16 protein-coding genes are annotated in these 15,223 nt (G+C 40.1%); 8 read left to right on the plus strand and 8 right to left on the minus strand.

Features of this window, described 5'->3' with window-relative positions:
• Nucleotides 1-209 precede the first annotated feature (209 nt).
• The 3 genes from HH219_RS18515 to HH219_RS18525 all read right to left on the minus strand — a co-directional run bounded on the left by HH219_RS18515 (nucleotide 210) and on the right by HH219_RS18525 (nucleotide 2,351).
• A complete protein-coding gene (locus tag HH219_RS18515; protein ID WP_169328293.1) occupies nucleotides 210-548 on the minus strand; it encodes a hypothetical protein in 339 nt (112 codons plus the stop codon).
• 98 nt (nucleotides 549-646) lie between these two features.
• Complete coding sequence (locus tag HH219_RS18520; RefSeq protein ID WP_169328294.1) at nucleotides 647-1,588, minus strand: DUF4238 domain-containing protein; 942 nt, start codon at nucleotides 1,586-1,588, stop codon at nucleotides 647-649.
• 247 nt (nucleotides 1,589-1,835) lie between these two features.
• Nucleotides 1,836-2,351: a hypothetical protein gene (locus HH219_RS18525; protein WP_169328295.1), complete on the minus strand. Its 516-nt coding sequence runs from the start codon at nucleotides 2,349-2,351 to the stop codon at nucleotides 1,836-1,838.
• A 249-nt stretch (nucleotides 2,352-2,600) separates the two neighbouring features.
• Here HH219_RS18525 and HH219_RS18530 point away from each other — a divergent pair, with 249 nt between their 5' ends.
• Nucleotides 2,601-3,563: an integron integrase gene (locus tag HH219_RS18530; RefSeq protein ID WP_169328296.1), complete on the plus strand. Its 963-nt coding sequence runs from the start codon at nucleotides 2,601-2,603 to the stop codon at nucleotides 3,561-3,563.
• A 93-nt stretch (nucleotides 3,564-3,656) separates the two neighbouring features.
• On the opposite strand, the gene HH219_RS18535 is transcribed toward HH219_RS18530, so the two are convergent.
• The 4 genes from HH219_RS18535 to HH219_RS18550 form a co-directional block, all read right to left on the minus strand.
• Nucleotides 3,657-4,325 carry a GntR family transcriptional regulator gene (locus HH219_RS18535; RefSeq protein WP_054205919.1) on the minus strand — a complete coding sequence of 223 codons (669 nt, stop codon included), beginning with the start codon at nucleotides 4,323-4,325 and terminating at the stop codon, nucleotides 3,657-3,659.
• Between the two features lie 344 nt (nucleotides 4,326-4,669).
• Nucleotides 4,670-6,166, minus strand: coding sequence for an aldehyde dehydrogenase (NADP(+)) (locus tag HH219_RS18540; RefSeq protein WP_169328297.1), 1,497 nt, complete (start codon nucleotides 6,164-6,166; stop codon nucleotides 4,670-4,672).
• Between the two features lie 13 nt (nucleotides 6,167-6,179).
• Entirely contained in the window at nucleotides 6,180-7,181 is a 1,002-nt protein-coding gene (locus HH219_RS18545; RefSeq protein WP_169328298.1) for a 4-hydroxyproline epimerase, read from the minus strand.
• Nucleotides 7,182-7,184: 3 nt separating this feature from the next.
• Complete coding sequence (locus HH219_RS18550) at nucleotides 7,185-7,403, minus strand: hypothetical protein (RefSeq protein WP_054452175.1); 219 nt, start codon at nucleotides 7,401-7,403, stop codon at nucleotides 7,185-7,187.
• A gap of 269 nt (nucleotides 7,404-7,672) precedes the next feature.
• Here HH219_RS18550 and HH219_RS18555 point away from each other — a divergent pair, with 269 nt between their 5' ends.
• From HH219_RS18555 to HH219_RS18565, 3 genes are all read left to right on the plus strand, one after another.
• The gene (locus HH219_RS18555) at nucleotides 7,673-8,962 is read left to right on the plus strand and encodes an FAD-dependent oxidoreductase (RefSeq protein WP_054205915.1); all 1,290 of its coding nucleotides are present in this window, start codon (nucleotides 7,673-7,675) and stop codon (nucleotides 8,960-8,962) included.
• Nucleotides 8,963-8,987: 25 nt separating this feature from the next.
• Complete coding sequence (locus HH219_RS18560; RefSeq protein ID WP_169328299.1) at nucleotides 8,988-10,208, plus strand: Xaa-Pro peptidase family protein; 1,221 nt, start codon at nucleotides 8,988-8,990, stop codon at nucleotides 10,206-10,208.
• Between the two features lie 155 nt (nucleotides 10,209-10,363).
• Nucleotides 10,364-11,023, plus strand: a complete 660-nt coding sequence (locus tag HH219_RS18565; protein WP_169328300.1) for a DsbA family oxidoreductase — start codon at nucleotides 10,364-10,366, stop codon at nucleotides 11,021-11,023.
• A gap of 93 nt (nucleotides 11,024-11,116) precedes the next feature.
• On the opposite strand, the gene HH219_RS18570 is transcribed toward HH219_RS18565, so the two are convergent.
• Nucleotides 11,117-11,617: an ATP-binding protein gene (locus HH219_RS18570; protein WP_169328301.1), complete on the minus strand. Its 501-nt coding sequence runs from the start codon at nucleotides 11,615-11,617 to the stop codon at nucleotides 11,117-11,119.
• Between the two features lie 154 nt (nucleotides 11,618-11,771).
• Here HH219_RS18570 and HH219_RS22325 point away from each other — a divergent pair, with 154 nt between their 5' ends.
• The 4 genes from HH219_RS22325 (at nucleotide 11,772) to HH219_RS18585 (ending at nucleotide 15,182) form a co-directional block, all read left to right on the plus strand.
• Nucleotides 11,772-11,906 (plus strand): hypothetical protein, encoded by a 135-nt coding sequence (locus tag HH219_RS22325; protein WP_282960320.1) that lies wholly within the window; start codon nucleotides 11,772-11,774, stop codon nucleotides 11,904-11,906.
• Nucleotides 11,907-12,730: 824 nt separating this feature from the next.
• Entirely contained in the window at nucleotides 12,731-13,309 is a 579-nt protein-coding gene (locus tag HH219_RS18575; RefSeq protein WP_169328302.1) for a hypothetical protein, read from the plus strand.
• 28 nt (nucleotides 13,310-13,337) lie between these two features.
• Nucleotides 13,338-13,904, plus strand: a complete 567-nt coding sequence (locus tag HH219_RS18580) for a hypothetical protein (protein ID WP_169328303.1) — start codon at nucleotides 13,338-13,340, stop codon at nucleotides 13,902-13,904.
• Between the two features lie 48 nt (nucleotides 13,905-13,952).
• Nucleotides 13,953-15,182: an HlyD family efflux transporter periplasmic adaptor subunit gene (locus HH219_RS18585; RefSeq protein WP_169328304.1), complete on the plus strand. Its 1,230-nt coding sequence runs from the start codon at nucleotides 13,953-13,955 to the stop codon at nucleotides 15,180-15,182.
• The last annotated feature ends 41 nt before the right edge of the window (nucleotides 15,183-15,223 follow it).

The following is a 15,223-nucleotide window of genomic DNA, read 5'->3' on the forward strand; positions in this document are numbered from 1 at the left end:
CAAATTCAATTAAAAAACGAGCTCCTGTAATTAACTCTAAGCGTTTTTAAAGCATTAGGTAATGCATTTGGAACCCATAAAACAGGCTGTTTTTCTTAAAAAAGAGTAATTCTACAGCCACAACGCCCTAATAATGGGCAAAAAATTGTTTGCTAAAATGTTGAGGAACGAAAACAGCAAACTGTTTTTTGTCCTTATTAATTAGCTTGTTATATGCCATTACAGCTTAAAGTACCGAAAACTGATGCAGGAATCACCTCACACTTTTCACCTGTACTAGTAACCTTAATAGCATCACCGCATTGCGTTGATTTTTTAATTAACGCAGACGCTATATATTTTTTAGAACCACAAATTTTGACAGCTTTACGATGCCAATATGGAACTAATTGTTCAGGATCGCTGGCTGGTGCAATTACAGATAAACCATAATTTGTGTTACTACCAGCAACTTCAGTTACCTGATATTCAATATCTATGTTTGCAAAGCTACTCCAGCTAGTAATTAAAGCTAGTGGAAATAGCACAATAGTCAGCGATTTCATCATTGGCATATAACGCTTTGCTAAGCGGCAATAAAATTGTTGGCTAAAATAAGCGAGGAACGAGAAAAAGCCAACTGTTTTTTGTCCGTTTGAGCAACTTGTTAGGCTCCGATTTCACGGAGCAACTCTTTGCCATTTAAAATATCATTATCTTTACCAAAAAACTTGAAATCAAATTTAGGGGCATATATTTGAGCATTTAAGTTAAATAACATTTTACTATTAAGAACAGCGACTAAATTTTCATTAGCTTCAATTGTTTTATCTTCCCCGTCAAACTCTCCTATTAAGGCTAAGTCTTGTGAGATAGGGAAGTAAACTTCAGTTCCTTTTAAACCAAACCCTGGGCTAGAGCGATATAATGGTGGAACATCATCCGGCTTAATCCATGAAAGGTTCATTGGTCTATCGGTGGTAATGAATGGCCCTGATTCATCGTTAGAAGTTATTAACATCCATTGCCTGCCAAATAAACAAGGTAATATTGCATCAATTTGCACCATTTCCATTCTAATCTGGTGCTCTCTTGCAAGCTTTATAGTATATTTTTTAGATTCAAAAAACTCTTTAGCTTCTTCGTAACTAACTTTAGCTTTTGGCTTTTCATCGTCATCTAATTTATTAATTTGGCCTTCCCATGCTTCTTTAGAATCCAGTGTCATTCCCATAATTCGTTCAGCAATTTGAGCCTCAAATTGCCTCATATGCTCTCTTCTTTCAGGAGAGCGTACAGCGATAAGTCCAATGAGATTAAGTATTATGTCCTTGGTCTCACCTGAAAAATCTAAGGTATCTTTTAGCTTTTTAAGTGCGGTAGCTGCCAAGCCTTCAAATTTTGAAAGCTCAGATTCTATATGGTTAGGGTCAACCCCTTCAATTTCCACTCGATTAAAGTCGCGTACTCCACCAACATTTCTAGGTGTCGTTTCAAAAGATTTTTTCCCTTTCAAATCAATTACCGCAAGTCTAGATTTTTTGGATTTACCTCGCGTAAACCCTTTTAAATAGCATTGAGATAAGAAATGGTGGTGCCTTGCAGTCATAGGAGCCTAACGAGCCTGTAGAATTACTCTAACAGCCAAATTCAATTAAAAAACGAGCTCCTGTAATTAACTCTAAGCGTTTTTAAAGCATTAGGTAATGCATTTGGAACCCATAAAACAGGCTGTTTTTCTTAAAAAAGAGTAATTCTACAGCCACAACGCCCAAATAATGGGCAAATAACAGTTGGTTAAAATAAGCGACGCAGGAGCAAAAACCAACTGTTATTTGTCCTGATTAATTTTCTTGTTAGCTTTCTTTGTAAAACTTCTCGAAAAGCCTGCTGAACCGTTTACCTTTTGAAAAATAAAACAAGAATCCAAAAGTAAATATAAAATAAAACATAAGCCCCCAACCAACAAGTGAGCTATTGTTTGGGATTAAATAAATTCTAACTAGGAAAAATACCAGTAAAACACCTGAGAAAGTAACTAGCATTGTTTTAGCTTTTTTATCAGTGCAGATGTACTGCAACAATTTTAAATTTTTGGTTATAAGAAAAGAAACCGATACAAATAAAAGTAAGGCTATTTCAATTTTACCGTTGTGCATATAAATAGCTAAAAAGCATGGAGAAAATAAAAGAGGTAATACTTGTTTTTTATATTCTTCTATTTTTGTTCTTTTATTAAATCCTTCGGGGTTTTTATGCTTCTCGATATCTTCAGTACCTGCCGTTGAAGAGCAACCGCAATTTGTACAATGAGTTTTATTTGAGTCATTACCAAAACTACAGGCGTTACATGTCCATCTATAACCTTTCATAAAACTCCATTCTTGATGAGAAAGCTAACAATTTTGTCTATGACATTTGTCGTTTTATAAACCGACAAATGTCCATATATTACAATGCATTTATCTTAGCCCTCAAATAAACACCTGTAAACAATTAGTGAACTTTGTCTAACTTTTTACAAGTGCAAAAATACCCCAAAATGGTAGAGATCAGTAATATTGGACAAAACACAAACAACTGTCTATATATACAGTAATTTATTTTTGGAGATTCATCCTATGAAGTCACCTTTTTTAACTATGATTTCGGAACAAATGTATTTAAAGCGCTATGCTAAAAGTACCATTAAAGCTTACTTATACTGGATAGCTGCATTTATTCGCTTTAATTCTATGCGACACCCAACAACAATGGGAGATAATGAAGTAGAGCTTTTTTTAAATCATCTAGTTAACCAACAAAATGTTGCACCTAATACGCAAACGCAAGCTTTAAATGCGTTAAGCTTTTTATTTAAGGAGGTCATTAAAAAGCCACTATCGCTATCCTTAGATTTTATCAAGAGCAAACGAGCAACTAAACTCCCCGTCGTTTTAACACAGCAAGAAGTAAACCTTTTTTTTAAAGTGTGCTCTGCAAAACATTATTTACCTTGTGGGCTTCTCTATGGCAGTGGCATGCGGCTAATGGAAGTACTGCGTTTGCGTGTGCAGGATATTGATTTTGACTATAACTGCATCCGCATATGGGATGGTAAAGGAGGAAAAAACCGTGTTGTAACGCTTGCAACTGAGCTCATACCGCAAATACGGACACAAATTCAATTAGTAGATAGTTATTTACAGTTAGACCTAAATAACCCGCTATTTTGTGGCGTGTTTATGCCACATTTATTACGTAAAAAATATCCAAATCATAACAAACAACTGGGCTGGCAGTATTTATTTTCATCCTATAAACTCAGCATTGATCCCCAAAGTAAGCAATTGAGAAGACATCATATAGATGAAAAACAATTACAGCGCGCGGTTAAAAAAGCAGCTTGTGATGCACAAATTAATAAACACGCCACTCCGCATACTTTACGACACTCATTCGCTACGCACTTATTACAAAGTGGTGCTGATATTCGAACGGTTCAAACGCAACTAGGCCATAGCGATGTGCGAACAACTCAGATATATACGCATGTTTTACAACAAGGTGCAAATGGTGTGATTAGTCCATTCTCTAGGTTATAAAACAGGTAAAAAGGACAGCCGTATATTTTTGTCAAATAAATTTAACGCGTTAAAGCACATTATATGAATGTGCTAGCAAAAGTTTACGAAAAGCTACCTTTTTTCGTCTTCTATTTTAAGTAGTAGCTTTTTAATGTCGTTTTTGGCACCCAATATATGTTTTTTCAAAAAGTCACAGGCTTTTTTAGTATCTTTTGCGCGGCAAAACTCTAGTAAAGTACGGTGTTCTTCTGGCGCTGTGGTTAGGCCACCGGCTAACAATATATGCATACGAACATAACGCTCTGAATTTTTACTATACATGTCAACCAGCTCACGGGTTTGTGGTCTCTCTGCGCGGCTATAGAGTTTGCCATGAAAACGGCTATTTAAATCGCCCGTTGCTAGGTGAGTATCGCCTGCATCCATCGCGCTTTCAAGCTCAGTTAAAATAAGCTCTGCGTCGATTAAATCTTGATCTGTTAAACCACCTATTGAATGGCTTAGTAGCTCGGCTTCAAGCAACGCTCTTAAATCAAAGATTTCATCAATTTGTGATGCTGAAAGCTCTGTGGCCGTGGCTCCTTTGTGTGCTTCGAAGTTAACAAGCCCTTCGGCTTCAAGCTGCAATAGAGCTTCACGTACAGGAATACGGCTTACGTTCATCTCTGTTGCCAGTGCCGCTTGACGTAAAGGTTCGCCGGCTTTAATTTCACCAGAAAGAATTTTTGCGCGAATTGCTTCTGCGACTAATTGGGTACGGGTTTTGTGCTCGATAGCCATGGTGATCCTCTTATACCAATCGTGTTAAGTTACTGACCAATTATAGCTACAGGTAAATGGAGTGATAACAAGGCATAAATTTTGACATGGTGTTGATCTCGGCAATTGCTCCTGCATTGCTCTACCTCCTGCATCCATGCAGTCGTACATGAAAAATTTATAACGCAGTTAGCGCTTTATTTAGCTCGCTAGAATGGTTAAATATTTAAGTCGATTGGTATTATATTGCATTTGGCATACATTATACTCAAATTCACTCATATGCCAAGTTAGAATCTGCCTGAACCCTCTATAAATAGGGGATAAGCGGGAAAATACAATCTGTAAATCCCGCCCAATAAATCTTATGCTTGATAACAAATTGGTCGCATAAAACGTAACATTGCATTTGTGCCCACAGAGGTGCTGCGTACATCGGTTGAGCTGGGGAATGGCCCACCGTGGTTCATTGAACCGCACACTTCAACACCTGTTGGCATCTGATTTTTTATCAAACGACCTACTTTATATTGCAGCGCTTCGATAAGGCTATCGGCTTTGTTTAAATCAGCTTCAGTGCCATGAACACTGGCTGTCAGCTGCCCTTGTAATTGGTTTATCAATGTCATGAGCTGGGCTTCACTGTCGTAGCGCACCACTAATGCAGCAGGACCAAACACTTCATCTTGCAAAGCAGGGGTTGTTAAATAATCATCGGCATTGCACGCGAATACATGCGCATTGGCATGAAACGCGTGCTCAAGCTTGCCTTTACCCAATACGCTTAGCTGATCAAGTTGGCAACGTTCTGCTATTTGGTGTTTAAACGTGTTAACAATCCCAGGGGTGAGTAAGGTGTCTGATGGGGCATCATTAATACACGCTGAAATGTTTGCTTCAAGTTCATCACATCCCGTTGGTACTAACCACAGACCTGGGCTGGTACAAAATTGCCCGTGGCCCATAAGCATTGACTGGCAAAGTGACTGTGCGATTTCTTTGCTGTTTTCAATCGCTTTATTGGGCAAAATAACTTGTGGGTTAATACTGCCTAATTCGCCATAAAATGGGATGGGCTCTTCACGCTTGGCGATCGTTGCTTGTAGTTTACTTGCCACATTAAATGATCCGGTAAAACCCACCGCTTTAATTGCTGATGCTGCAACTAGCTGATGCGACATGTCATACGCTTTGCTTTGTATCATTGCAAATACCCCTAAAGGCATCGCACATTCTTTTATAGCGGCAAGCGCTGCACGTGCCATTAACTCACCTGTACCAGGGTGCGCTGTGTGGTTTTTTACAATCACTGGGCAACCTGCTGCCAGTGCTGCTGCCGTATCGCCACCAAGTGTTGAAAAGGCATACGGAAAATTAGATGCACCAAATACAGCAACAGGCCCCAGTGGTAAATAGTTAAGCTCAGTATGTGGTTTTGGTAACGGTGCTCTTGTTGCATCGGCCTCATCCACTATTTTTAAACCCAGTGGTGATGCAGGGTTTTCGCGCAAGGCACTGGCAAACGCTTTAAGTTGATTTACGGTGCGCATGCGCTCGCCTTGTAAGCGTGCAAGCGGTAGGTTGGTTTCTTGATGTGTTTGCTCAAGTAGCTCATCGCCAAGCGCTAATATTTGCTCTGCAATGCACGTTAAAAAATCAGCTCGTTGTGCAAAACTGGTTTTACGGTACTCATAAAATGCCGATTGCGCGGCCTCTATGGCACCGTCTAATTCAGTGGCACTGAGATTAAAAAAGCGCGTTGGTAGTGGTTCATTGCGTGCTGGAGAAAATGCGTTAAATTCACCATTCGCTGAATCACCAACCCATTGCCCTGCGACTAAACTTTGTCCTGTTAATGTCATGCTCTGCTCCTCATTAAATTACTTGAAACCCAAATGCGTATGGGTCATCGTCATCCACAGTGATCGCGCTTGTGCCCGTCACCCTAGACCAGCCTTGAATACTTGGTAAAATAGCTGTTATGCCTGCGATTTTTGTTACGTGTTCAATGCAACCAATAAACTGGCTGCCAATATAACTTTCGTGAATAAACGTTTGCCCTTGAGCCAACTGCCCTTTGGCAAATAGCTGTGCCATACGCGCGCTGGTGCCTGTTCCACATGGCGAGCGGTCAATGGCTTTATCGCCATAAAAAACAGCATTTGCGGCATCTGAATTGGCACTTTTTGGTGTGCCTGTCCATAAAACATGGCTTGCACCTTGAACGGTTGGATCAAGCGGGTGAGTACATTGAACTTTCGCGTTTATCGCATCACGCACCAGCGGGCTATACTGCAAAATTTGCCCAGCGGTTAAATGTTCAATGCCTTTATAATTACACTGTGGCTCAACAATAATGTAGAAGTTGCCGCCATAAGCGATATCTACTGTCAGCTCGCCTAATTCAGGCACTTCAATAACGATCGACTGGTGTGCTAAATAGGCGGGAACATTATAAATTTTTACCCACTGCACTTTGCCATCAGTCATTTCATAATTGATTTGTACACGCCCAGCAGGCGTGTCCAACAGCAGGATTCCGGGTACTTTTGCATGTAATAAGCCATGCTCTAAAGCAAACGTGACTATGCCCATTGTGCCGTGGCCGCACATGGGTAAGCACCCTGATGTTTCAACAAATAAAATGGCTGCATCGCCATCTTCTGTGGTGGGCGGATATAAAAACCCGCCCGACATCATGTCATGACCACGAGGCTCAAACATCAGTGCTTGGCGTATCCAATCATGATTTTGCAAAAAATCTTGACGCTTCTCACTCATACTCAGCCCGCTCAATTGTGGATGACCACTGGTTATGAGCCTAACGGGGTTACCACAGGTATGCCCGTCAATACAAAAAAAGGTCCCTTTGAGCATAACTTAGTCCAATTTAAATTTTGTTAAGTTAATAGGGCTTGCCATCACTTGACTATAAAGCGAGACGTCAGCTGCTTGCTCCTTTGCCATTACAATCATGCCGTGAACACCTTCGTTATTAAGTTCATCGATCATTTTTACTGTTGTTGCACAATTAATGGCGTCGTCTGCATAAAACTGAGTCGTTACTGCTGCACAGACACCTTGCCAAGTTACTGTCATTTTAATTACCTGATTGATGTTTAGACTTGATATAGTAAGTATATTGTATACAATAATCAATATCCCAACTTAAAGTTTGTTAGAAGGTTTATCTTTAGAGGCTTTTTAAAAGTTGGGAAAAACTATTTAAGCAGCTGAAAAACAATGCTTATTTACTGATTTAAAACAGCAGGATTTTTTTCATAAATCACGGTTTAAAGTGAGATGCAATGTATTCGCGCCTGTAAATCAAGTGCTTAGTATTACTTTTATAGAAGAGGTAAGTTATTTTGGCGGATAAAAAAAACCAGCAAGTCGCCGTTATCGGCGCCGGTATTATTGGTATTTGTAGCGCATTACAATTACAGCGCGCAGGTTTTGCAGTCACCTTATATGATGAAAGTGGTTTAGCGCAAGGGTGCTCAAAGGGCAATGCAGGCCACTTTGCTACTGAGCAAGTGTTTCCGCTTGCGCACCCTTCTCTATTAAAAAAGCTACCCGGTATGTTATTCAATCCATTAGGGCCACTTCGGATTGATTGGCGTTATGGGTTTAAAGCCCTGCCTTGGTTTTGGCAATTTGTTAAAAATATGCCAAGTACAACTTACCGTGCTAACACACAAGCACTTAAGGCATTAAACCAACTAGCGATCCCCGCTTATGAGCGCTTACTCAGTGAGTATCATTTAGGGCATTTATTAACTAAAAAAGGCAGCTTATTGACCTTTGAAACCACTCCTCTTAGTAAAATTGAATCCATGCTAGACAGCTATCTTGATCAGGGTATTGCAGTGGAGTTACTTGATGACGAACACGTACGCCTACTAGAGCCCAATTTGGCTAAAACAATTACCTACGCTTTATTATTTAAAGACGTGGCCCACAGTGTTGATCCGCATTTATTTTGCCTGCACTTAGCTGAGCAATTCAGCGCTTTGGGCGGCCAATTTTGCCAACAAAAAATAACCGCGATACAACCAGTAAAGCAAGGTTATACACTCAATTATCATGATCAAAAAGTCACAGCTGATAAAGTAGTCATCGCCGCAGGCGCATGGAGTAAAACACTCCTTAAACCTTTAGGCTATAAAGTCCCCCTTGATACTGAACGTGGTTACCATTGTATGCTAGCCAGTAATTACGGCCTTTCACGCCCAGTGGCCTCTGCCGAACGTCACTTTATTATGACCCCGATGAGTCAAGGCCTGCGTATTGCAGGCACCGTAGAATTTGCCGGCACCGAGCGTAAAATGAATAACAAACGCGCATTGGCATTATTACCTAATGCTAAAGCACTCCTTAATAAGTCAGCCATTTCATTACATGCTAGCAGTACCTGGATGGGGTGTAGGCCATCGCTACCAGATTCATTACCTATCATTGGCAGCGCCCCAAACCACGATAACCTGTATTTTGCTTTTGGCCACCAGCACTTAGGATTAACGCAAGGCGCTGTAACCGCAGAATTAATAACCGCACTGTGTTTAAACCACCCGCCGCAAATAGATATACACCCTTATTGTGTTAGCCGCTTTTCAACGCAACCCGCTTGCAGTAAAGCACAGCCACACGCACAATAGCCGCATATAAATAAAGGAGAGCACCATGACAACATTCGGAATTGGTACGCAAAATAAAGAACACGCACTCGCAAGCCTAAGCGATATGACGGGCGATTTAACGCCTATTCAAGCTGATGAACACCTAGCACGTATTGCCAACGCACAAACCTACATGCAAACTAATGGTATTGATGCAATTTACCTAAATGCAGGAACTAACCTAACCTACTTTACCGGCATGCGTTGGTATGCCAGTGAACGAATGGTGGGTGCAATATTACCGGCTAAAGGCGACGTACAATACATAGCTCCGTTTTTTGAAATTGGCTCACTTAATGGTTTTAAAGTTATTGATGGGCCTATTCGTGGTTGGCAAGAACACCAAAACCCTTATGCCTTATTTGTTGAAATACTCGCAGAAATGGGCATTGCTGCTAATGGCACTGTTGGCATTGACGAAAGCGCACAGTTCTTTATTTTTGATGGTATAAACAAAGCACAAACCGGCTTAAAGCTAGTTAATGCGCAACCCGTTACCGCACATTGTCGTATGCATAAATCAGCCAACGAATTAGCACTGATGCAACGCGCAATGGACATGACTTTAGCAGTACACCAAGCAACAGCCAGCATGCTACATGAAGGCATTAGCACGAGCGAAGTAGAAGCTTTTATCAAACAAGCGCATCAAAAAGTCGGCGCGCCAGGCAATTACTTTTGTATCGTATTATTTGGGCTGGCAACGTCATTTCCTCATGGCGTAAAAGACCCACAAATTCTTAAAAAAGGCGATATGGTATTGATTGACACGGGGTGTAAAGTGCATGACTATCTATCAGACATTACGCGTACCTATGTATTTGGTGAAGCAACGCCACGCCAACGCCAATTTTGGGATTATGAAAAAGCCGCGCAAATTGCCGCCTTCAACGCCGCAAAAATTGGTGCGCCTTGTGAAGCAGTCGATGCCGCCGCGCGTAGTTACTTAGCCGCGCAAGATTTAGGCCCAGAATATCAAACGCCAGGTTGCCCGCATCGCACTGGTCACGGCATTGGTTTAGACATACATGAATGGCCTTATTTAGTGGGTGGCAATAAAACCCCACTCGCAGCAGGCATGTGTTTTAGTAACGAACCTATGTTAGTTGTACCTGATGAATTTGGCGTACGCTTAGAAGATCATTTTTACATGACTGATAACGGCCCTAAATGGTTTACCCAGCCGAGCCACAGCATAGAAGACCCATTTGGTTTAGCTGATTAATTTACTCTCAACTAGCCTATCATTATTCACTGCACGGTAAATTCTTACCGTGCAGTTTACGCACTTATTTTTATAAATTGAAAATCACGCCACTTGAATTAACCCCTTAACGCCTGCATATAGACCTGTACACACTGTAAAAGATAAGCTCACCGATGAAAAAGCTAAAAATCGACATCGTTTCAGACGTAATGTGCCCGTGGTGCATTATTGGTTATAAAAACCTTGAAACAGCCCTTAAGCAATTAAGTGACGAATTTACAGCTGAGATCAGCTGGAAACCATTTGAGTTAAATCCGGATATGCCAATCGAAGGGCAAGATTTAAACGAACATTTAGCACAAAAATACGGCCTGAGCGAAGAGCAAGGCGAGGAAAACCGCAAACGTATTTTAGAAATGGGCGAACAAGCGGGTTTTGCCTTTAACTTTGATGGTAAACGCATCATGATCAACAGCTTTGATCTGCACCGCTTACTCACTTGGGCTGCCAGTGAAGGCAAACAAACCGAGCTAAAACTGGCATTATTTAAAGCCCACTTTACCGATTTAGTCTTTTTGAACGAGCAAGAAAACCTACTTGATGTAGTACAAAGTGTTGGCCTTGATAGAGCCCGCGCAAAAGAGATTTTAGACTCAGGTGAGTATTTTCAAGACGTTCGCAGCGAGCAAAACGCGCTACAGCAAATAGGTATCACCTCAGTGCCAACGTTTATTATCAACGATCAATTCGCGCTTACTGGCGGCCAACCAAGCGACGCATTTGTGCAAGCATTTAAACAAATAACCGAGCAAGAAGCGCAGCAACAGGAATAAAATAACAAGCCACGTAATTCAGAGGGTACCCCATTAACTTTACGTGGCTTTTTTAAACTAATGATAAAAAATTTTTGTGTCTAAATTTTTATTCTAAGTTTTACTTCTTATTATCTCTTTATAATTACTAAACTCGCTCGGGCTTGGCTCTTCAAAATACTGGGTAACGTGATTAAACACAGCTTCAGTGTCAAATGCCGCTCTATTTGGTTGTTCAATGCATCGCTGGGCAATTTGCTGAAGACATAACTCATTCGATACCTTTAAGTAAGTAAACTCAATTTTCGCATCAGTCGTAATAGCTAAACTTTTTAGCCAAGCTCGTTGTTTTTTAGTATTAGCGGGGAAGTCCATCACCACACTCGCCCCTGTTTGCAAAATATTTTGTACATGGGCCTTGAGTAAAGGTTTGAGTAAACCTGAAAGTTTAATGTAATCGGCAAATACTTTTATCTGTTCTGGATAAAGTGCATTCAGCCACTCATCTTCACTGAGCAGCACAGCATTACGCGCATCAGCCACCCTTTTCGCTACGGTAGACTTACCGGCTCCCATTTTGCCGCAAAATAACAGTAAAGATCCGATTGTAGTCATTGAATTCCCTTATTAGATTTTTGTTTATATTACGGGGTTAAAATGGAGATAAAATTGAATACATTCTTAAATTACTTATAATGCAAAAACGATGCAACTAGATAACAGCATTATCTTATTGTTTTAACATTAATCATTGTAAAAGGACTTTAAAATGATAAAACACCTTCTAAAACTTGCCTTTACTGCATTGCTTTTTACCCATACAACCAGTGTTGCCGAGGCTAACGACGCAGAGGAAATTATCCGCTTTACAGATAATAGAACAATGGCGGCGTGGCACTACTAAGCGCTTTGATATCTTTGAACCGTTTTTTTAAATGCCGGAGGCCATGCTTACACATTAGCGGGCTACTTATTTGATATCAAAAACAATCACTGGCTCAGCTATGAAGAAGCCATTAAAGTTGCCCCTGATTTAAATGGTGTACTCAGCCAACAACAACTCAATATCAATATTACCACCGAGGAATTACTCGTTTTACAAATATACAAGTGCCTGCAAACACCCACTATATATATTTATACTTTGATAAGCCCGTTAACGCCAAAAAAAGACGTATATGTTTGCTGCTCACTATTCTTCCAATCCTGACATTAAAGAACTATTAACAGAAAGTTACGAGCGCCGTAAACGCTTTGCACTGACCATGCAAAAACACGCGACTATCCGTGGTATTTAATTGAGATCCAATTAATCGGGCTTAAGCCGCAAAAATTTTAACCTCATCAAATAGAACGCGTTTATTTAAAACAAAAAATAATTTCCTACAACCTAAAAAACATTATGTTTACAAAATAAAAACAGTTCGATAATATAAAAAGTACCCAATTCAGGGTTTACATTTTATATGGAGATTAAATAATTACTAAAACCATCAAAAAAGTAATTATTGGTGTATTCGTAAGCAGTGTGAGTATTGGTGTGTATGCAGCGTGCGGTGATAGCACTTGTAGCTGGGAAAATGGAGAATTCGCTTGTGAGGCGCAAGGGCCAGGAAGTAGCACCTTAACCTGTACAGAGGCCGACCCTTGTACTATTAACTGCCCTTAATATTAGATAGTCACACAGTAACAGTATGCAGTCGTTACTGTTTTTAAACGGAAATTAAAATGATAAAACACCTTCTAAAACTTGCCTTTACTGCACTGCTTTTTTCCCATACAACCAGTGTTGCCGAGGTTAACGACGCTGAAGAAATGATCCGCTTTACAGATAAAGCCAATAAAATAGAGCAATGGCGACGTGGTACAACTAAGCGCTTTGATACCTTTGAACAGTTTTTTTTAAATGCCGGAGGCCGTGCTTACACAGGAGCTGGATACTTATTTGATATCAAAAACAATCATTGGCTCAGCTATGAAGAAGCCATTAAAGTTGCCCCTGATTTAAAAGACCTAATAGTTAACCAAGAGTATACAATTAATATCACCACCGAAGAATTACTCGCTTTTACAAATATACAAGTACCTACAAACACCCTCTATGTATATTTATATTTTGATAGACCTGTTGACGCCAAAAAAAAGACGTATATGTTTGCTGAACAATATTCTGTCGACCCTGCAGTTGAAAAACTATTAATAAAAAACTATGAGCGACGTAAACGCTTTGCACTGACCATGCAAAAACACGCGACTATCCCGTGGTATTTAATTGAGATCCCATTAATCGAGTTTAAGCCGCAATAGAGTTTTGATATTTTAAATGGAGATTAAAATGATAAAACACCTTCTAAAACTTGCCTTTGCTGGGTTGCTTTTTACCCATACAAGCAGCTTTGCCGATATACAGATCACTGAAGAAATGAAAAGCTTTACTGACCAAGCCAATAAAGTAGAACAGTGGCAACGTGGCACCACTAAGCGCTTTGATACCTTTGAGCAGTTTTTTTTAAATGCAGGCGGCGATGCATACTACCAAACAGGCTACCTTTTTGATATCGAGAGTGAGCATTGGCTCAGCTATGAAGAGGCAATTAAAGTCACCCCTGATTTAAATGATGTACTCAGCCAACAACAACTCAATATAAATATAACCACTGAAGAGTTACTTGCTTATACAAATATACAAGTACCTGCACACGCCCACTATGTGTATTTATACTTTGATACACCAACTGACCCAAAAGATGGGACTTATCTGTACTCAGAAGGTGGGGCTTTTACGAAACTATTAGTAAAAAGCATCAAACGACGAAAAAATGCTGCACTTACTCTGCAAAAGCATGCAACGATACCGTGGTATTTAATTGAGATCCCATTAATCGGGTTCAACCCGCAATAGTGTGTAATTCTTAGCGCCATGCGCGCTTAGTAGCTAAAAGGGCAATAAATGTTAACTATTCCAAAGCAAGATTCCAACTTAATAAAATCGCGAACTGTTTTACTGTTTGCCTTGGGTGTATTGGTATTAGTGGCAATAGTTTGGCTTGTGCTAACGGTATTATTTAGCAATAAAGCATACGACATCAAATACTCAGCGGTAGAAAAGGGTGCGGTACAACAACAAGTTGCCGTGTTTGGCCGGTTAAAACCCCGCGTTTCAAGTAGTTTAGTGGCGCAAATAGATGGCCATATAAGCCAATTAAATGTACTTCCGGGTAGCCACCTGGACAGCAATACCGTTGTACTTACGTTATCTAACCCGCAGTTATTACGCCAATACGATATAGCAAAATTAAACTGGCAAAAAGCACAGGCGATGCATGTTTCGGCATTAGCTAAATTACAGCGCGAAGCAACACAACTGGCTAACGACGTTGCTATGGCGCAAAGCGAACTAAAATTTGCTGAGCAAGAAATTGCAACTTTAGGCACATTACATAAGCAGCAACTATTAAGTGATCTTGATTTTTTAAAAGCAAAAACGCGGCTTGAACAAATTCGCTTAAAATTAGATTTAACAAAGCGCAGTGAAAAAGCTTTTTTAACGGCACTTGAATATGAAGAAAAAGCATTAGCCCTAACCCTTGAATCTGAAAAACAACAGCTTGCCCTTACTTACAGCGATGTACAAAACCTTGAAATTAAAACCTCGCAAGGCGGTATTCTCACTGAGCTGCTTGATGGGATTGATGTTGGACAAGCCGTAAGTAAAGGTACGGTACTGGCTAAACTATCAGATAAAAATAGCCTTTATGCAGAGTTACTCGCCCCCGCCAGCGCAGCTGACTCTATAAAAATAGGCATGCCTGTGACGGTTGAAATTAAAGGCACTTCGTATAATGCAAAAGTTGTGCGGGTGTTTCCAAGTATTGAGGCGAATCAAATAAAACTAGAAGCTGCATTTATACAGCAAGTACCTACATCTGCAATCAGTAACTTATCTATTGCTGCCAACGTATTAGTAGCAGACAAAGAAAACACATTACGTATCGCCAAACCGATATATTTAGACCCTCGGCAACTAACACAAAATGTATATATTTACGAAGAGGGAGAAATTTTAGCTAAAGAAGTAACCATAGGCCTACAGGGTGGACAATATATTGAAGTTTTAGCTGGGTTGAATGAGGGGGAGTTAGTATTAAGTACACTCCCAAATGACTTAGCTGAATTATAAAAGTGATGCAAAAATAGGTATAACAACAAAAACGACAACCC

Source organism: Pseudoalteromonas sp. NEC-BIFX-2020_015 (assembly GCF_012952265.1).
GTDB lineage: Bacteria > Pseudomonadota > Gammaproteobacteria > Enterobacterales > Alteromonadaceae > Pseudoalteromonas > Pseudoalteromonas neustonica.